Annotated in this window: 13 protein-coding genes; 4 read left to right on the plus strand and 9 right to left on the minus strand. The window is 55.9% G+C overall.

The genetic code is table 11. The annotated features are described in order from the left end of the window. The first annotated feature begins 301 nt into the window (after window positions 1-301). Entirely contained in the window at window positions 302-1,807 is a 1,506-nt protein-coding gene (gene proP, locus FGI04_RS12065) for a glycine betaine/L-proline transporter ProP (RefSeq protein ID WP_168365290.1), read from the plus strand. A gap of 175 nt (window positions 1,808-1,982) precedes the next feature. On the opposite strand, the gene FGI04_RS12070 is transcribed toward proP, so the two are convergent. The 5 genes from FGI04_RS12070 to FGI04_RS12090 all read right to left on the minus strand — a co-directional run bounded on the left by FGI04_RS12070 (window position 1,983) and on the right by FGI04_RS12090 (window position 7,434). Then, window positions 1,983-2,210 (minus strand): DUF1272 domain-containing protein, encoded by a 228-nt coding sequence (locus tag FGI04_RS12070; RefSeq protein WP_012884030.1) that lies wholly within the window; start codon window positions 2,208-2,210, stop codon window positions 1,983-1,985. Window positions 2,211-2,256: 46 nt separating this feature from the next. Further along, complete coding sequence (gene efeB / locus FGI04_RS12075; RefSeq protein WP_407336794.1) at window positions 2,257-3,570, minus strand: iron uptake transporter deferrochelatase/peroxidase subunit; 1,314 nt, start codon at window positions 3,568-3,570, stop codon at window positions 2,257-2,259. An 11-nt stretch (window positions 3,571-3,581) separates the two neighbouring features. Further along, complete coding sequence (gene efeO, locus FGI04_RS12080; protein WP_407336795.1) at window positions 3,582-4,703, minus strand: iron uptake system protein EfeO; 1,122 nt, start codon at window positions 4,701-4,703, stop codon at window positions 3,582-3,584. A 58-nt stretch (window positions 4,704-4,761) separates the two neighbouring features. Continuing rightward, entirely contained in the window at window positions 4,762-5,607 is an 846-nt protein-coding gene (efeU, locus tag FGI04_RS12085; RefSeq protein ID WP_342699962.1) for an iron uptake transporter permease EfeU, read from the minus strand. Window positions 5,608-5,874: 267 nt separating this feature from the next. Beyond that, window positions 5,875-7,434, minus strand: a complete 1,560-nt coding sequence (locus tag FGI04_RS12090; protein WP_342699963.1) for a sensor domain-containing diguanylate cyclase — start codon at window positions 7,432-7,434, stop codon at window positions 5,875-5,877. Window positions 7,435-8,453: 1,019 nt separating this feature from the next. Between FGI04_RS12090 and dgcN the strand changes: the two genes are divergently transcribed. From dgcN to FGI04_RS12105, 3 genes are read left to right on the plus strand one after another with little or no spacing between them, the layout of a single operon-like run. After that, window positions 8,454-9,446: an N-acetyltransferase DgcN gene (gene dgcN, locus FGI04_RS12095; RefSeq protein WP_342699964.1), complete on the plus strand. Its 993-nt coding sequence runs from the start codon at window positions 8,454-8,456 to the stop codon at window positions 9,444-9,446. Window positions 9,447-9,456: 10 nt separating this feature from the next. After that, a complete protein-coding gene (gene dgcA / locus FGI04_RS12100; RefSeq protein ID WP_342699965.1) occupies window positions 9,457-10,467 on the plus strand; it encodes an N-acetyl-D-Glu racemase DgcA in 1,011 nt (336 codons plus the stop codon). Next, a complete protein-coding gene (locus tag FGI04_RS12105; RefSeq protein WP_342699966.1) occupies window positions 10,467-11,327 on the plus strand; it encodes a D-amino-acid transaminase in 861 nt (286 codons plus the stop codon). Before dgcA ends, FGI04_RS12105 begins: the two co-directional genes overlap by 1 nt. A gap of 66 nt (window positions 11,328-11,393) precedes the next feature. Here FGI04_RS12105 and FGI04_RS12110 read toward each other — a convergent pair whose 3' ends face one another. The 4 genes from FGI04_RS12110 to tssM form a co-directional block, all read right to left on the minus strand. Further along, the gene (locus FGI04_RS12110; RefSeq protein WP_342699967.1) at window positions 11,394-12,326 is read right to left on the minus strand and encodes a DKNYY domain-containing protein; all 933 of its coding nucleotides are present in this window, start codon (window positions 12,324-12,326) and stop codon (window positions 11,394-11,396) included. Window positions 12,327-12,431: 105 nt separating this feature from the next. Next, entirely contained in the window at window positions 12,432-13,802 is a 1,371-nt protein-coding gene (locus tag FGI04_RS12115; RefSeq protein ID WP_407336798.1) for a tetratricopeptide repeat protein, read from the minus strand. 79 nt (window positions 13,803-13,881) lie between these two features. After that, a complete protein-coding gene (locus tag FGI04_RS12120; RefSeq protein WP_407336799.1) occupies window positions 13,882-15,315 on the minus strand; it encodes a VasL domain-containing protein in 1,434 nt (477 codons plus the stop codon). Window positions 15,316-15,367: 52 nt separating this feature from the next. Further along, the gene (tssM, locus tag FGI04_RS12125) at window positions 15,368-18,865 is read right to left on the minus strand and encodes a type VI secretion system membrane subunit TssM (protein WP_407336800.1); all 3,498 of its coding nucleotides are present in this window, start codon (window positions 18,863-18,865) and stop codon (window positions 15,368-15,370) included. Window positions 18,866-18,884 lie beyond the last annotated feature (19 nt).

The raw sequence follows: 18,884 nt of genomic DNA on the forward strand, positions 1-18,884 counted from the left end.
TGTGATATTATTAACGACATTGCGTATTGACGATGCCTGCCAGAGCGGTATCACCGCAGGACATGATACGCGATCACGCCAGGTCAACATCACCCTGATGACCCGACCCGGCGGATGCTCAAGGGGGAGGATGAGAGGGTGTCGCACCCCATCGCCGATGGGAAGCGCAGCCACAGGCAAGCGCGCAAAACTCTCTCACCACACTACCCGATAGCACCTGACGTCATACCCGGCCAGACGGTGTTTTCCCCACGCTTCACCTCCCTTTTCATGTCACGATAATAAAAAGGTTAGTTACTTTATGAAATTGAAGAGAAAACGTGTAAAACCCATTGCGCTGGACGATGTCACCATTATTGATGACAGTCGTCTGCGTAAAGCCATCACCGCCGCCGCACTCGGCAACGCCATGGAATGGTTCGATTTTGGCGTCTACGGCTTCGTTGCCTATGCGCTGGGCCAGGTGTTTTTCCCCGGCGCCGACCCCGGTGTACAGATGATCGCCGCGCTGGCGACCTTCTCGGTACCGTTTCTGATCCGCCCACTGGGTGGTGTGTTTTTCGGCGCATTAGGGGACAAGTACGGCCGCCAGAAAATCCTCGCTATCACCATCATCATCATGTCGATCAGTACCTTTTGTATCGGGCTGATTCCCTCGTATGAACGCATCGGCATCTGGGCACCTATCCTGCTGCTGCTGGCTAAAATGGCACAGGGGTTCTCCGTCGGTGGCGAATATACCGGCGCGTCAATTTTCGTGGCGGAGTATTCACCCGATCGCAAGCGCGGTTTTATGGGAAGCTGGCTGGATTTCGGCTCCATTGCCGGGTTCGTGCTGGGTGCTGGCGTCGTGGTGCTGATTTCTACGCTTATCGGCGAACAGGCGTTTCTGGAATGGGGTTGGCGTTTGCCCTTCTTCCTGGCGCTGCCGCTTGGCATCATCGGCCTGTATCTGCGTCATGCACTGGAAGAAACACCAGCGTTTCAGCAACATGTCAACAAGCTGGAGCAAGACAGTCGCGAGGGGCTAACCAGCGGGCCGGGAACCTCGTTTCGCGACATTGCGACCCATCACTGGAAAAGCCTGTTGGTGTGTATCGGGCTGGTGATAGCCACTAATGTGACCTACTACATGCTGCTGACCTACATGCCGAGCTATCTGTCACACAGCCTGCATTATTCAGAAAACCACGGCGTGCTGATCATCGTCGCGATTATGATTGGCATGCTGTTCGTGCAACCGATGATGGGGCTGCTTAGCGACCGCTTCGGCCGCAAGCCGTTTGTGATTATCGGTAGCATCGCCCTGTTTGTGCTGGCGATACCGAGCTTTATGTTGATCAACAGCAACATGATCGGCCTGATTTTCGCCGGTCTGCTCCTACTGGCGGTGATCCTGAACGCGTTTACCGGCGTGATGGCATCAACCTTACCGGCCTTGTTTCCCACCCCGATTCGTTACAGCGCACTGGCCAGCGCCTTTAACATTTCGGTCTTGATAGCCGGTCTGACGCCGACCCTCACCGCCTGGCTGGTCGAGATCAGCCATAACCTGTATATGCCTGCGTACTACCTGATGGTTATCGCCGTCATCGGCCTGTTGACCGGCCTGTTTATGAAAGAAACGGCCAACAAACCGCTGAAAGGTGCCACCCCAGCCGCATCCGACCTGTCAGAAGCCAAAGCGATTCTGCGAGAGCATCACGACAGTATTGAACAGAAAATTGATGAACTCGCCCGGCAGATCGCCGAGCTGGAAGAGAAACGCAACCTGCTGATAGCACAGCATCCGCGGATTAATGGCTAGCCGACATGTCCGTATAAAACATGCCTATATAAAACAGCATCCCCGTATAAAACAGCCCGTCGGCCAGAGGGACGACGGGCATGTTTTACGCGTTAACAGACGTGTTACAGGCTAGCTCACCATCAACGGCAAGCCTGAAAGCTCATGGCCGACCTGCCACCATGCCATACGCCCACTAGCGAGCAAGCACCCGTCGGGTCGATGCCGGGTTATTCACCAGCTTTTCTGCTGGTCGGATCGGGCGGCGAACCAGTTCACCGCCACAATTGGGGCAGTGTCCGTTGAGTTTATCCTGCGCACAATCGGCGCAAAACGTGCATTCAAACGAACAAATCCGCGCCAGCAATGAGTCCGGCGGCAGATCGACATCACAGCATTCGCAGTTGGGCCGTAACTCCAGCATGGTGTGTTCTCTCCGGTTTTTCAGGGATGATTCGTGATCACTGACTTTACGCGCTCAGCAAGCCGCTCGCCAGCCAGTCATCCGTGCTTTTTATCCCCGGCAACACGAAGAAATAGCCACCGCCGATCGGTTTGATGTACTCCTCCAGCGGCTCACCATTAAGCCGTTTTTGCACGGTCAGGAAACCTTTTTCCAAATCAGCCTGATAGCAAACGAACAACAGCCCCATATCCAGCTGGCCGGAATTGGATACCCCCAGCGAGTAGCTGTAGCCACGGCGCAACATCAGGTTGGCGCGGGTCTCCGGCGTGCGCGGATTAGCCAGACGAATGTGCGCATCCAGCGGGATCACTTTCCCCTCTGGGTCACGGCTGTAATCCGGCTCATCATGTTCATTCACCATACCCAGCGGCGCACCGCTGTGCTTTTCCCGCCCGAAAATGGTTTGCTGCTCCTGCAACGGTGTGCGGTCCCAGAATTCAACATGAAAACGGATGATACGCGCCGCCTGATAGCTGCCGCCTGTCGCCCATGCGGGCTCACCAGATGCCGCATCGACCCACACTATCTGGTTCATCAAGGCGTCATCCCCGGTGTTGGGGTTGGCAGTACCGTCTTTGAAACCCAGCAGGTTAACCGGCGTTTCTTTGCCTTTGCTGCGCGCGGCGTGTGCGGAGATAAACCCTTCGCGCTTCCAACGCACGCTGAGCAGGTCCGGCGTTTGTTTGATGATGTCACGCAGCGCGTGCAGCACCGTTTCGTTGGTGTTGGCGCAGATTTGCAACAACAGATCACCATGACACAGGCTGGCGTCCAGCGAATCGTTGGGAAAACGGGTCATACGTTGCAGCTTCAGCGGCTTGAGTGCCTGCAAACCAAAACGCTCGTCAAACAGTGACCCACCGACTGACACGGTGATGGTGAGGTTATCCGGGTAGATGTCGGGCCCCATGATGCCGGAATCCAGCGGTGGCAAGCGCGGGTCTACATCCGGCACTTTGCCCCCTTGCGTCAAAAACGCAATACGCTGGGTCAGCAACCGAAATAACCGAACCAGATCAGCTTTGTTGGTCGCCAGTACATCAAACGCCACCAGCATCATCGCCGCCTGTTGTGGCGTGACGATACCCGCCTGATGTTCGCCCAGATACGGCTGTTTTTCCCAGCGATCATCCTGCATTGCCTGCGGCTTTTCTTCCGCCTGCGCCAGCCGGTCCGCACCGAGCGCCAGCGCACCGCCCATCATCCCCAGCCCTTGCAATAAGCGGCGGCGTGACGGTGAAGCCAGGTCAGGATGAGCCGGACACGCGGAGGGATGAGAAGACGTCGGCCCGCCTTGCGGGCCCGTGGTATGACTCATGATTGCTCGCCTCAATCCAGCCCAAGCACGCCGCGCAACTGTGCCAAATCTTCCGCCAGCGTCGTGATCGGCCCTTTCAACGCCGTGCGATCGGCATCGCTCAGCTTCTCGTAAGATTCAAACCCGTCTTTGGTTTTGTACTTCGCCAGTACGCTATCAACGGTTTTGAAATTGGCGTCAACTTTGCCAAGCAACGTCGGATTGGCCTTCTCCAGCAACGGACGCAGCAGGTTAACAATCTTCTGCGCGCCATCAACGTTGGCCTGGAAGTCCCACAAGTCAGTACGGCTATAGCGATCTTCCTCGCCGCTGATCTTGGTTGCCGCCACTTCCTCAATCAGGCCTGCGGCACCGCCCACCACTTTATTCGGCGGGAAGGTCAGGCTGGCGATACGTTTTTGCAGTTCCTGGGTATCGGCATTGAGTTGGTCGGCGTAATGCTCCATCCCTTTGGTGGAGTGATCGGCGAACAGCGCTTTCTCCAGGCGGTGGAAACCGGTGAATTTCGGGTCGTCAGCTTTCTTCTCGTAGTCGTCTTCGCGGGCGTCAATACTCCCATCCAGATCGGAGAACAGCTCGGCAATCGGCTCAATACGCTCGTAGTGCTGACGGGTCGGCGCATACAGTTTGCGCGCCTCATCCAGCTTACCGGCCTTGATGGCGGCCGTGAACAGTTTGGTCTGCTGAACCAACCCGTCCACCTCTTTGGTCACATACACCTTGTATTCGGCGATAGGTCCGACCAGGTCCAGAACGTTGGTTTTGGCTGTAGCCGCCTCAGCGCTGGCGGTAACCACCAGCTTACCTTTCGGGTTGCTGAGCAGCCCGCAGGTCATGTCATACTCACCCGGCTCCAGATTCGCGGTCATCTTTTGGGTAAAGCCCGGCGCGATGTTCTCACGTTCTTCCACCACCATCACCCCTTTGAGGATTTCCCACTCCAGGTTTTTCTGGCTGGCGTTGGTGACGACAAACTGTGTTTTACCTGCCGCGACCGTCACCTGCATCGGCTCGCACTGCTTGTCATTGACGGTTATCTTAACCTGCGCAATATCCGCAGCCAGCACACTGAACGCAGGCATAACCAGCAGAGCGGCGCACAGCGCCGTACGACGAAAAACAGGTGTAGACATAGACGTATCCCTTTTTGCATTAATTGTTAATGGTGATAGTTTCTTGAAATTACAATCGTCAGTGATGATGTTTACGTGCCGTTGCCATCGCATTCGGCTCCATGCGCTGTGGCAGGAAAAAGCACACCAGCGCCGGGATCAGGTACAGGAAATAGACCACCACTTCACTGACCGTCGGTGTTTCCTGATAACCGAACAAGCCTTCTAACAAGGTGCCAAACAGGGTGTGGGTCGACAGCGTGGCGCTGAAATCAAACGCAATCTGCTGGAATTGATTCCACAACCCGGCTTCGTGAAAGGCGCGGATCGCCCCGGCAGCCAGACCGGCGGCAACAAACAAAATGAACAGGCTGCTCCATTTGAAGAAGCTGGCCAGATGCAGTTTCACCCCGCCCCAGTAGATCATCACGCCGACGGCAATTGCGCACACAAGCCCAAGTACCGCGCCAATCGGCGCGTAAATACCGACATCCTGCTGGAAAGCGGCCAGCAAGAAGAACACCGACTCCAGGCCTTCACGCGCGACGGCGAAGAACACCATCGCCACCAGCGCCCACCCTTGACGCTTGCTGGCATTGAGTGCCTGATCGATAGCGCCTTCCAGATGAACGCGCACTGAGCGAGAGACTTTGCGCATCCAAAACACCATGTAAGTGAGGATGACCACCGCTACCACCGCCACGATCCCTTCAAACAGCTCCTGCTGTTTTTGCGGAAATTCACCGGTGGTGGCGTTGATAAAGACCCCGAGTGCCAGACATAACGCCAGCGCCAGTACCACCCCCGCCCAGACGGCTCCCAGCCACTGTTCGCGCTGGGTACGCTTCAGGTAGCTGGCAATCAGGCTGACGATCAGTGCGGCCTCCAGACCTTCACGGAACATGATCAGTAACGGCACAAACATGGATGGATACTCCTTAAGGCAGCCTGCACATACCGGCAGCCACACACAAGTGATGCGAATCAGACAAAGAATGATAATAGTTCTTATTAATATAGAAAGGGAAGGAGGGGATAACTCAATTTTTTCTAATCAAATATTTCAATGCGATCAGTGATGTGGGTCAGAGACAATTCCGTGTTGCGACCAGTTAATGGTAGATAAATTATATATTAATCATATTATTATATGAAAATAGCGATACCCACATCTGGCAATAACTCACCGGCATTATAGTCGTACACACTGGCCGCGGCCTTTTTTCTTCGCCAGATATAACGCCTGATCAGCCCCCTCTTTCAGGCGCTGAATATCGCAGGGGTTATCGTTGGAATGTGAATAGACGCCTACGCTCACCGTCACCACCTGCTCAGGCAGTAGCGACGCCTCATGCGGCAGTGCGCAGCGGCGTATATTCTCCACCACTTTCTCACCGTATACCGCAGCCTGTTCACCATTCATTCCGGGCAAAATAATCGCGAACTCCTCACCGCCATAGCGGGCAGCCAGAGCGGTGTCCGGTAATGGCAGGCTGTTCAATACGCTGCCCAGTTGGTTCAGGCAACGATCGCCTAAAACATGACCGTAGGTATCGTTGTAACGCTTGAAGAAATCCACATCCAGCATAATCAATGACAACGGCCCACCTTCATCACGAGCACGGTTCAACGATTGCTCCAGGTAGAGATCGAAACGCCGACGGTTAGCCAGCTTGGTGAGTGGGTCGATCAGGGCCAGTTTTTGCAATATTTTATTCTTGTCGCTTTCCTCCTGATGCAGACGACTAATCGCATCCTTGTTTTTTACCGTCTGCCGGACCTGCCTGAGCACAAAGTTCCCCAGGAAAAACATGGCGAGTAACACCATGAGGTTAATCACTATCGCCGATATGTTCTCCTTCAGCCAGCGAGCCTGCAGCGCATCCCGTTCAAGGCTTGCCGCTACCACCAGCGGATAACGCTCCAGCTTGACATAGCCGACAATACGCACCTTGTTATCCAGAGTGGTACGCCAGATACCCGTGCCGCTGCCCTGCTCCAGCCGGGATTTTTCAAACAGGCCACCGTCAGAGAAGTTGCTGTTAATGTATTGATCGCGGTTAGGGTAGAGGTAGATGGCATGCCCGTCAGCGTTCATTAATGACAACACGCCGTTGTAATCCAGGCTAAAGTAACTGTAAAAATTACCAAAGTAATTATGATCGATAGAGGCAAGGAAAACGCCCTTGAATTCACCGTTCGGCCCATTGATTCGTTTCGCCACCGGGATAACACGTTTGCCTGTCAACGTACTGGTCACTACCTTACCGATAAATAGCGATGTCGTATTATGTTCCTTGAGCCAGGAAAAATGCTCCCGCCGACTGACATTGTAGATATACAACGGCCCTTTGCCGGTGGATGAAATCAGCGTCCCATTCTTGTCAAAGAGGTAGAACCCGACTAATTGCGGCAATACCGAACGGTGGGCATCGAGCACACTTTTAACTCGCGAAGAATCCAGCATGCCGGTTTGTGATAATTCCCGCAGCATGTCATCAATAGCCACTTCAATGGGCACAAAAGTATCCTGCGCCTGACGTGACATTGCTACTGAGAGGTTAACGACATTTTTTTCTGCATCTATCAACAACCGATGATACGAGTTCCAGAAGCTCCAGACGCTGCTGGTAATAAAAATCAGGCTACAGGCTACCAGAAACACCACGGTGGTCATGCCGGGAGAAGCGCGAAAAGGCAAGGTGCGAAGGAAACGCAGAACACGGAACTGAAAATTATTATTATCTGACATAGGCGTTCTCAGTGAGGCGACAACTTAGAGCTTATCCCAGTAGGCGTTATTGGCATAACCAGTTTGGACTCGGACATCTATACCCGTCATACTTTCTATACTCGTCCTACTTCTCGTTGCAGGTGTATTGCGTATTGAACCGCGCCACAAAGATACCGCTTACACCGCCACCTTGCCAGATGCGTAAACACAAGGCGGCCATCATGCTCTCGTCATCCTGCATCAGGTTGCAGGCATCATAGCGACCGTGCGGTTCTCCCTTTATCCCTTCTTTCTGATACCTGCGTGTACGCTACATCAGTATTTATTTTCTGCTCGCTCGCTATTCATTGCTGAACCATCTCAGTGCAGTCCATTCGTCCGATATCATCGCTAGCATTCACATCTGCACGCTATCCGTGCCTTTTATTAACCCAACAATGATAGCTCTTTTAGATTATTTTAACATTTCAAGAAAAAAGACAGATGTTTTTTTCTGATAATGTGCAGTGGCACTAAAATAATGCAATTAGCGCACTGAAATAATCAAATATAATTCTCCCAACATCTCGTTTTATAAAAATCTGCCGACCATTTCATTTTCAACCCCAGGCAGATTTTTACATTACATAAAAAAGAAATGAAACCACATCAACCACATAAAAAACCAACAATACGGAATATAATTCTTATTTTTAACCATCATTGACAATATAAAACTGTTTGATAGCATCAAACAACAGCACATTGGTCTTATGCTTTCGTCTTATTCTTCTAAAGAAAAGACGCCAGCGCTCATTATTTTCATGATGTTAATTATCTACACCCAAAATAATTCGAGTTAATGAATACAGCGCATTGCGTTGGTTCTTTAGAACAAGGCGCATTCGAGCCTTGTAACACGGCTTGCCACACCCCACAGGGCAAGACCCATTTATACAACTTGAAGTGGACGGAGATATACCTCTTACACATGGATTCATCCACGTGTAGATGGCGACCTTTTCTCTTTGTTTTTTATTCTCATGATGGAGTTGCCGATGACGATCAAAAAACCGTATTTGTTGTTTCTGGGTGATGCCCATGACCAGTTGGCCGCTAAAGTGGCGATAGGCATTAAGCAGTGGCATCCGGAATACTGCGTCGGCCAGTATCGCATGTCAGGATGCCAGGCGGATTGCGGCCTGCCTGATATGACACTCGACGAGGCATGGGCAGCAGGCGCACGCACGCTGGTGATCGGTGTAGCAAACCGCGGCGGTATCATTTCTGATGCCTGGGTAGCCGTACTGCGTCAGGCGCTGGAGTACGGCATGGATCTGGCGGCCGGTCTGCACAATAAACTGGCGGACGTGCCAGCCATCAACACGCTGGCGACCCAGCTCGGGCGCTCACTGTTTGATGTGCGCCATCCGACTCAGCATTTCCCGGTAGCCAGTGGCCGCAAACGCAGTGGCAAACGCCTGTTACCCGTCGGCACTGACTGCTCCTGCGGAAAAATGTACACCGCGCTGGCAATTGAACAGGCGCTGCTGGCTCGCGGCACTCACGCCACCTTTCGTGCCACCGGCCAGACCGGCATTCTGATTTCCGGCGCGGGTGTGAGTATTGACGCGGTGGTGTCTGACTTCATCGCCGGTGCGGTGGAAACCCTCGCCCCCGATAACGACGCTGACCACTGGGATATTATCGAAGGTCAGGGATCGCTATTTCATCCCTCTTTCGCCGGGGTAACCACCGGGATTATCCACGGCGCACAGCCCGATGCGCTGGTGCTATGCCACGAACCGACCCGTACCCATATGCGAGGGGTGGACTATCCGCTGCCGGACCTGCAAGCCTGTATAGACCTCAATCTGGCGATGGCGCGGTTGACCAACCCACACGCCCGCTTCGTTGGTGTCTCTATCAACAGTGCGCAGTTAAGTGAAGCGGACGCGCTGGCTTATATGGCGAAACTGGAACAGCAACTGGGATTGCCGGTGGTTGACCCCTTCCGTCAGGGCGTGGGCCGCATCATCGACCAACTGTAAGGACCGCATGATGGCAGAGTTAATCGTCGCCCATGAGCGGTGGGCGTTGAAAGAAACCTTCACCGTTTCACGGGGCAGTAAAACCCACGCTGATGTCATCAAAGTCACAGTCCGTGACGGGCATGTTGAAGGGCACGGCGAAAGCGTCCCCTACGCCCGGTACGGTGAAAATATCAGTGGTGTGGCCGCACAGCTTACCGCGCTACAAGACAAGGTTCGGCAAGGGCTTGACCGACAAACGTTACAGACACTGCTGCCGCCGGGTGCGGCGCGTAACGCGCTGGACTGCGCCCTGTGGGATCTCGACAGCCAGCGGCTCGCGACACCGGTCTGGCAACTGGCCGGGTTACCGCGCCCGGAGCCTGTTGTCAGTGCCTTCACCTTGTCGTTGGATACCCCGGAACGGATGGCGCAGGCCGCAAAACGTCACGCACACCGGCCACTGCTGAAACTGAAACTGGCGGATGAACACGATATCGAGCGTGTCGCGGCGGTACGCCAGTGGGCACCGCAGGCACAGATCATCGTCGATGCAAACGAAGGCTGGACCGCCGAGCTGTATCTGAAACTGGTACCCGAACTGCAACGTCTTGGGGTGAGCCTGATTGAACAACCGTTGCCGGCTCACGACGATGCAGTGTTGGCCACGTTGCCACGCCCTATTGCGTTGTGTGCCGACGAGTCCTGCCATGACCGCCGGACGCTACCGGGGCTGGCGACACGCTACGATATGGTCAACATCAAGCTGGATAAAACCGGTGGATTGACCGAAGCGCTGTTGCTGCGTCAGGCGGCACAAGCGCAGGGGCTGAAAATCATGGTGGGATGCATGGTCAGTACGTCGCTGTCGATGGCACCCGCCTCGCTGGTGGCGCAGGGTGCGCATATTGTCGATCTTGACGGGCCGTTGCTGCTGGCAGAAGACCGTGTCGGCGGTCTGGAGTGGCGCGGCAGCCAACTGTATTTATCTGAAACCGGGCTATGGGGCCACCCTCGCCCTTGTTTAACGGGAGCGGTGTAATGTCACGTACTGTTTATGTCAACGGGCACTATCTGCCTGAGGAACACGCGACGGTTTCGGTGTTCGATCGTGGTTTTCTGTTTGCTGATGCGGTGTATGAGGTCACAGCCGTGGTCAACGGTCGGCTGGCGGAATTCGACGGCCACATGGCGCGGCTGGAACGCTCCTGTCGTGAGCTGAACCTGCATCTGCCCGTCAGCCAGGCCGCGCTGCGGGAGATTCATCTGCAGCTTATCGAGCAAAACCGGCTGGAAGAAGGCGGTATCTACCTGCAACTCACGCGGGGCAGTACCGGTGATCGTGATTTCGCATTTCCGACTGACGCCGCGCCGACACTGGTGTTGTTTACCCAGTCGCGCCCGGTGATTCATCACCCGTGTGCGGAAAAAGGTATTCGCGTCATCACCTGCCCGGACCTGCGCTGGCACCGGCGCGACATCAAAACCGTCAGCCTGCTGATGGCTTGCATGGCGAAAGAGTGGGCGCACGCAAAGGGTGCCGATGACGCCTGGCTGGTGGAAAACGGCATGGTTACCGAAGGCAGCTCCAGTAACTGCTATATCGTCGATACCCACAACCACCTGATCACCCGACCGCTGAGTAACGACATCCTGCACGGCATCACCCGTAAGGCGTTACTGCAACTTGCCGCCGAGCAAGGTTTGACGGTAGAAGAACGGGCGTTTAGCCCGCAGGAAGCACGTGCCGCCAAAGAAGCGTTTATCAGCTCCGCCACGACCTTTGTCTGGCCGGTGGTGGAGATAGACGGCGTGACCATCGGGGACGGTCGCCCCGGCCCACTGGCACGGCAGTTGCGGGACATCTACATCGCCATGATCCGTGAGCAGACCGCCGGGTAACATCGCTATCATCCGCTCAATCATCAATGAGCGGATGATGACTTTGCTTACTGTACAGCCGACACTCTACCCCTTGCGACACAGCGGACGACCATTGACCTTACCGGAACCACACAACCAGCGGGCCTTGCCATCCGTGATGGTATAACCGTTGGCGTCCGGCTCGACCTTAACGTCACGCAGGCTCAGCCCGGCCAGTTGCACCGGCTCTACACCCAAAAACCAGAGGTGTTCGCCGTCGGTCGCCAGCTTTTCATTATTCGGCAGCATGCGGATATCCGCCGCTGTCACGCCGTCAGGTATGCCGGGATACGCCCGCCCGAATACATAGAACCCGGTTTTATCCAGTGCCGTACTGAATGTCAGACAGCGAAAACTGGCGGCATCGCCATCGGATCGCGGCTCCCCTCGGTAATACAGGTTGCCGTCGATAGTCGCCCAGCCAAAACAATGGCCCGCGCTCGGTGCCGATTTCTGATAGGGAATGACGCTGGTTTCGTTCTCCACAAAATAATAATTCTGCTTGTCGAACGCCTGATTTCTGGCCAGTGTTTTAAAACTGGCGACATCCACACCGCTCAGTTCCTCACCATCAGGCAACCAGATATGGTTTCGATCGCGGAAAAACGGAAAATCCAGCGCCTGAAAACTGTCGGCGTCAATGTCCTGTTTCATGCGCTCGCACCCAACATAGGACCCGACATTGGTAATCAGAAACGTGTCATAGCGCAATCTGGCGCTTTCAGGCTTGAAGCCATTCGGCAGTGGTTGCTGATTGCAGTAGTAACGTGAGCCGGATACTGCCAGCGCAACACGCTTTTCCCGCAGTAACACCCGAAAATCGTCCGGTTTTGCACCGGCCAGCACCTGTGGATCGGCATTCACCGACACCCGGTAGACCACGTTACCCTGTTCAACCTGATAAGGCGTCTTCACCTCCGCCTGCGACGACAACGCCGCCATACCCAGCAGCAAAGCAAGATATCCATTCCGTTTCATACTGTTTCCTTGGGTTTTATTGGTTTTATTTTTAGCAACGTTATTCCTGGCAACGTTGATTCTATAATTGCTAGCTATCCACCTTCGATGACATAGCGCATCGTATCACTGCGTATCGGTCTCTTTCCCGCTTGACCAGTGCATCGCCAGCTTTTGGGCAGCCTTAATCTCATCTGGCTGCATGGTCGCTTCCAGGTCATTACGGGCAGCGAGCGCCTCCGCCATGCCTTCGGTCGCCGCCAGCGAATACCACGCGTAGGCGTGGATACGATTACGTGACGCGCCCAACCCATCCTGGCGCATCATGCCCATACGATACTGTGCCATGCGGTTGCCGTCATGCGCCGCGAAGCGATATTGCTTCATCGCTTCCACATAATCCGCTTTACCGCCCTGACCCAGTCGCAATATCTCACCATAAGCCAGCCGGGACTCGGTATCGCCGGTCGCCGCCGCTTTGGCGAATACCTCACGAGCCCGCTCCAGTTCACCGCGTTTAAGCAACCAGTTGCCCAGCTCTCGCGACGCCGGGACATACCCCGCCGCCGATGCCAGCACCAGATAGTACTCCCGTTTGGTGGCGTCCGACTGCATCTGACTTAGCTTGTAATCCGCCTCACCATTGCCCTTGCCAGAGGCGCGATCCAACCAGTAGTGCGCCTGTTTGTCGTTCTTCACCAGCCCTTTATTACCGTCACGGTAAGCCTGTGCCAGCCACAACTGTGCATCAGCTTCACCGTTAGCCGCCGCTTTCTGGTACCAGTCGAGCGCGTCTTTCCCCTCGGCATGTTTTGCCATCCACAACTGGGCCTGCGGTTGCCCCCGGTCTGCCGCCCGGAAATACCAGCGCTCGGCCAGATCGGTACGCTTCGCGACACCTTTGCCTTGCTCATATCGCTGGGCAAGCTGGTACTGCGCGTCCCGATCGCCCAAATCCGCCGCCTTCTCTATCCATCCGGTCGCTTCTTTTTCCGCACCGGGATGCGCCGTATACCACTGTGCTACCACCAGTTGCGCCGGGGCATACTGGTTGTCCGCCGCACGTTCGAATGCATCCAGACAGGCAGCAACCAGTTTACCCTGATGCTGTGCCTGACAATCGGTACCCAGCCGGTAACCCGCCTCGCCACTCCCCAGCCGCGAGGCTTTCTGCCACCACTGACGCGCCAGCGGCGTATTTTTCGGCTCACCCAATCCGGCCTGATACCAGTCACCCACCTGTAATGCCGCTGCGGCTCGGGTGTCACTGCTGGCAGCGGATACATCCGTCAAGGCGGCGGCTTTTTGCATCCACTGCATCGCTTCAACATAATGCGAGCGGGAAGCGAGTTGCTTCGCCAGCCGATACTGTGCTTCACCGTTGCCACGCTCCGCCGACTGGCGCAAATCCACGTCGGACAGCGACGACACCGGAGCCTGACAGGCAGCCAGCAAACTACAAGACAGCGCCGCCACTAATCGTATTTTTCTCATCATGTTACCGTCATTACCCTGGTGATATCCGGCGAGCGGCCGACGATGCCGCCCGGCGCCAGTTTTTACTTCACGACAGTCTTTACCTGCCGCTCTCGCCTTGCTGTAAACGGTACAGCCGGATGGTGAAAGCACGCAGTTCGTCTTCCATACCGCGTAATTCCGCCGGGGTCAGCGACTGACGGGCAGCTTTGCGTGCCTCCAGCGTCCGCAGGCGAATACTAAAAGGCACGTCGGAGGATAAATCTTTTTGAATATCATAAAGTTGTGATTTCAGGTACGAAATGGTGGCCGTCCGGCGCTGTTTTTCCAAATCCAGCAACTGTTGCAGGGTATCGCCCACTTCGGCGCGTGCCAGCTCGTAACCGCTGACACGCGGCGGCTTGTCACCTTGCTGACGATCAAGGGCTATCTGCCACTGCCGGTCCATTTCTTTCACCGCCAGCGAATCGGGATACAGCTGTTGCATCACGCCTTTAAGCCCCTCGCCATACTGGTAGAGGTAGAACGACGAGGCGTTTTTCACCTGTTCCAGTTGCGCCTGATAGCGGTTGATCAGCTCCCCTTCCATGCTTTGCAGCTTCTGCTCGCCCAGCACGATGCGTACCCGACGAATATCGTTGTGATCCGGCGCGGCAGGCAGTGTGTACGCCGGTTGCTGTAACAGCGCCAGCGCCTCGGCCTTCTGATTCTGCCAGTACTGCCAGCCGGTGATGGCTGCCACCGGCAGCGCACAGCTCAGCACACCGCAGGCAAACCAGAACCAGCCCGGTTTCGGCTTATGGTGCGTTTCAATTTTCAATACGGTAGGTTTCATCTGCCCTTTCTCCCGCCCGACCAGAATACTGCCCGACGGCAACGCCGGCTGGGCTGCTGCCGCCGCAGACGCCATACCGCCCGGCTCCATATCAGACTGGAAGAACACCATCGGCGGGATCTGCATGTCCTGCTGTTTCTTCAGTGTCTGATCGTCAGACACAATCACAATCTCGGTTTCATCGAACAGATGGGTATAGCCTTCGATAAAATGCAGCAGGTTTTCCACCCGTGGGATGCGGCTCAGGCCCGAGTTATGCAGCTTTTCGCTCATCAGTTGCAAGGCACGCTCGCAGCGATACACCAGCCGCTTATGTTCGTGGCTGATGGCGTACTGGCGGATCACCTCGCTGATGCGGGCGATAAACCAGTCCAGCACTTCGATACGCGCCCGCTCCTGATGCACCGGCGGCCAGAAATTCTCCCACTGGGTCACGATCAGGTTGGCGAGAAACTCGCACCCTTCGGTAAAGCCGTTCAACCCGGCCAGACGCGAGCGCGCCAGGGTGAAATAGATAGCGGTTTGCAGGTCGACACCCTGCTTTTCAAAAATCGCGGTAGCCATATCGTGCACCCGCATCCAGTCCACTTCCGGGCGGGATGCATGGCTTAGCTTGTTGATTTCCGCGCGTAACGCCTCGTACTCAGGCAGCATCCGTGGATCACGGCCCACTTTCAGGGCCTGTTGTGCATCTTGCATATCACGTCATCCGGCTACGGGCGAGCAGGCCGATGCCCACTCGCCCTCTGGGTTAATAGAGAGAATCAGGCAGCTTGAACTGGCTAAACAGGCCACCGGCAAACGGGTTATGGCTGGCATCGGTATACACCCGATAGGTCATTCCACCTTGTTCCAGTGAGAAGCGCACGTCGAACGTATTGTCGTTGACCTGGGTTAGCTGGCCGTTGGTCAACAGGCGGAACATCGCCCACGGTCCGGTGAAGCTCAAGCTACGTGGTGAGCGTTCGCGGTCATCCGGCACCAGCGTCAGCTTGCTTTCAGCGCCGTCACGCATGCTGTTCGGCCACACCAGCGGCGTTTTGGTCCGGCGTCCGTGGCTGTATTCCAGCAACTGTCCGTCAAGGTTCAGAACACTGCGACGCTTGTTAGCGGTCAGTTCCACCGGCTCCACTACAAAGTGGATTTCCAGGCTACCTTGTGCGTTAAACAGCGTCTGGCGGATACGGGTCGCGCGATCAAGCTGTTTCACCAAATCGGTTTGCATTGCCGACGCGCCTTCCCCTTCCAGCATCCCGCCTTCCATGATGGATTTGAGGTTGGTCTGGTAGAAGTTATCCAGCGTGCCGCCAGCCGCGAAGAAGCGCTCCATCTCGGAGAGCGGAACATCCTTGTCAGACGATGGGTTGAATGGGTAGCGATCCGCCAGTTTTTCATTAAACGGCGTCACCACCTTGTCCAGCCACTCCTGATTCAGTGACGACATGGCAAGACCGGTCACCAGACTGGCGCTTTCTCCCGCCAGTTGGCCGACCCACCGATCCAGTGGCGACGGCAGGCTGCGGGCGTACTGCTGCAACGCGAACACCGGGTCGGCGAACTTGTTACCCTGACGTGCCTGCACCGCTTTCAGTGCTGCCTGCCCCGGATCCGTCGCATTCACAATCTGATCGAGATAGTGGTAGAGATCGGTCAGCTTCTGGTTGACCTCCTGCACCAGCGGCCCCTGTTCACCCCGCCCGCTCAGCGCGGCGTTAATCGTCATGAACGGACGACCAATACGGGTATTGATGCCTTGCGCGGTGTCGTTCTCGTCGTCCGCCAGCTTGCGGATACGGGTGTTATCACTCACCGTGGTCAGCACCCGCTGGAACGGCTGATCATTACCAGTAATGTCGGTCAGGATGTTCAATGCCTGCTCCGGGCTTTCCAACGGCTGCACATCGATATTCGCCAGCGCTTTTTGCCACTGGTTGATGTAGTCGGTGATGTAGCGGTCATTCACCTGCCGCAGAATTTCCTTACGGTCTGCCTCGCTCAGGTGAGCACGCTCACGCTGCCCCAATACCCAGGCATCCAGCGCGGTCAGGTCCAACAGTGTCTTATCCTGCTTGAGGTAAAAATCGCTGAAACCGGGATAGGTCAACAAGCGGGGGACGGTGCCTGCCTTGTCATTACGCAAACTAAATACCGAGTCAAACGTCGGCCCGACCTCATCGCGGAGCGCCAAATCCGGCGGCAGCACCTGCGTGGCCTTCATCACCAGACTCTGGTAGACACGCTGGTACATCGGCAGCTTGCTCAGCTCACGCTGGGCACTGGCGATCGGGTCGACAAACGGTGCAAACGTCGAGATCGCCACCGTATCCTTTTGCTCGCGGGACTGGTGCCAGTCGGTATGATCCAAGGCGTAATCCAGATGCTGCATCAGCTGTTCCTGCACCTTGCCCTGACCGGGGAACGCCTTCTGCCAGCGCAGTGCCATAAACTGCTCCACCAGCGTTTTGTTACGCCCGGAGGCGTCGTCCAGCATCCGCATTACCCGCAAAATAGTGAGCTTTTGTTCACTACCCGCCGGTGCCTGATTCAGGTCTTCCAGCAGCCCTTGCATCACCGCAGGCAAGAAGCGCTGGTTAAGCATTTGCAGGTACGAACCTTCCACGTAGGGGCCAATCTTATCGCCCTGATACAGGCCAAGATCCGCCAGCATCGGCGTACGTTCATGGTAGTTACCGAACGACAGGGTAGCGTCGCGGATCAAATTCAAACGCGGCAACTGCTGGTAACCGTATCCCGCCTGCCCTTCCAGCTCGTTGGTGCCGATGAACGCCTGCGCTTTGGTCAGCACGTTACGACCAGCTTCTTCGTTGACCCGGTAGAAGTGGTGCCAGCTACCGATCATCGCCAGCCCAAACAGCACCATGCAGGTCACCCCAATGCTCATGCGGCGACGACGATAGAGGCTGTGCAGCCGGTTTTCCCCTGCCAGACTGGCCTCCGGGAAAATCACCTCCGGGAACAGTTTCTGTACGAAGAAGGTATTGGATTCGCCGCGCATCGCCGCATTAATCGGCTCCGGTAATTGGTAACGGCGGGAAGCGGACTGAGCGAAGGCGTCAAACGGCACCCCCTGCTGATACACCGAACTGGCGTAAACGCCGCGTACCAAAAATGCACGGTCGTCGCCGGTCGCCAGTGTTTCGTTCAACACGTCCGTCACATAATCCTTCAGCCCGGCCAACTGACGCACGAAGGTAAACAGCGTATTGCGTACACCGCGGTCCGACTGCGTCAGCAGCATTTCCGGCAGGTTATTGTTAAGGCTGCTGATCCACTCATCCCAAAAGCGTTCCAGCTCCTCCAGCCAGCCTTTGCCATGACTGGCCTGTGGTGTAAAGGTCACCCCCAACACCGCCTGACGTGCCTCCCGGTTCAGCGACCGGTACACCACGTCAAAACCACGCAGCATGTCCAGACGAGTCAGCGCCACATACAGCGGCAGGCGGGTATTGATGTTGACCGCTATCTCCTGCAAGCGGGCGCGCATCACCTGCGCATAGGCCTTGCGCTCCGACACGCTGGCCTGCGACAGCCAGGAGAGGTCGATAGTCAGCACCAGTCCGTTCAGCGGCTGGCGACGGCGGTTAAGGCTCAGCCATTGCAGCAAATGCTGCCACAGACGCGCGTGACGCCCGGCCGACGGCTCTGCGCCGACTTCCGGTTGCGCCAGCAAGTGACCGCTCGGATCCCAGATAACCGCTGATTCGCCAACCCAACTGTTCACCTGCTGGCCGCCAGCGACTTCACGCAACTCCGCATCCAGCTTCGGGTTGAGCTTATTGGCCGGGTTAGCACGATGGATCAGGCTGCTTTTGCCGCTGCCGGACAAACCAATCGCCAGATACCAGGGCATGGCGTACAGCGCTTTTTTGCCGAGCTGGGTTTGAAACGCCTGTAGCCAACGGTCCAGAAAGGTTTGCTGGCTATCAACGTATACCTGCAAGGGGTCTTGCTCGATAGTCTGCTGTTCGCGGCGTTCCGCACGCAGTTGCTGTACCCGACGCCAGACACGCCAGGCGCTGTAGGCAAACCCCAGCCACAACCAGACCAGTGTGAACACCACGCGACCCCACACGCTTTGCAGTGGGCGCATCTCGCCGAGGAGCAGACGCGGCCCCAGCCACCAGGCCAGCACTAACGCGACTACCCATACCACCACCCCCAACAGCAGCCAGGACGGTTTCAGTTTCGGCAGCTGTTGCCGCAGAAAGGTAATGATTATTTTCAACATAAGTGACCATTCAACTCCG

This window comes from Dickeya ananatis, assembly GCF_019464615.1.
Classification (GTDB): Bacteria; Pseudomonadota; Gammaproteobacteria; order Enterobacterales; family Enterobacteriaceae; genus Dickeya; species Dickeya oryzae.

Bases quoted from the DNA above. Each gene is read 5' to 3' on its own strand.
- FGI04_RS12105 (WP_342699966.1), top strand. From the start codon at position 10,467: ATGTCACGTACTGTTTATGTCAACGGGCACTATCTGCCTGAGGAACAC.
- dgcA (WP_342699965.1), top strand. From the start codon at position 9,457: ATGGCAGAGTTAATCGTCGCCCATGAGCGGTGGGCGTTGAAAGAAACC.
- FGI04_RS12115 (WP_407336798.1), bottom strand. From the start codon at position 13,802: ATGATGAGAAAAATACGATTAGTGGCGGCGCTGTCTTGTAGTTTGCTG.
- FGI04_RS12070 (WP_012884030.1), bottom strand. From the start codon at position 2,210: ATGCTGGAGTTACGGCCCAACTGCGAATGCTGTGATGTCGATCTGCCG.
- efeB (WP_407336794.1), bottom strand. From the start codon at position 3,570: ATGAGTCATACCACGGGCCCGCAAGGCGGGCCGACGTCTTCTCATCCC.
- proP (WP_168365290.1), top strand. From the start codon at position 302: ATGAAATTGAAGAGAAAACGTGTAAAACCCATTGCGCTGGACGATGTC.
- efeO (WP_407336795.1), bottom strand. From the start codon at position 4,703: ATGTCTACACCTGTTTTTCGTCGTACGGCGCTGTGCGCCGCTCTGCTG.
- FGI04_RS12090 (WP_342699963.1), bottom strand. From the start codon at position 7,434: ATGTCAGATAATAATAATTTTCAGTTCCGTGTTCTGCGTTTCCTTCGC.
- tssM (WP_407336800.1), bottom strand. From the start codon at position 18,865: ATGTTGAAAATAATCATTACCTTTCTGCGGCAACAGCTGCCGAAACTG.
- dgcN (WP_342699964.1), top strand. From the start codon at position 8,454: ATGACGATCAAAAAACCGTATTTGTTGTTTCTGGGTGATGCCCATGAC.
- FGI04_RS12120 (WP_407336799.1), bottom strand. From the start codon at position 15,315: ATGCAAGATGCACAACAGGCCCTGAAAGTGGGCCGTGATCCACGGATG.
- FGI04_RS12110 (WP_342699967.1), bottom strand. From the start codon at position 12,326: ATGAAACGGAATGGATATCTTGCTTTGCTGCTGGGTATGGCGGCGTTG.
- efeU (WP_342699962.1), bottom strand. From the start codon at position 5,607: ATGTTTGTGCCGTTACTGATCATGTTCCGTGAAGGTCTGGAGGCCGCA.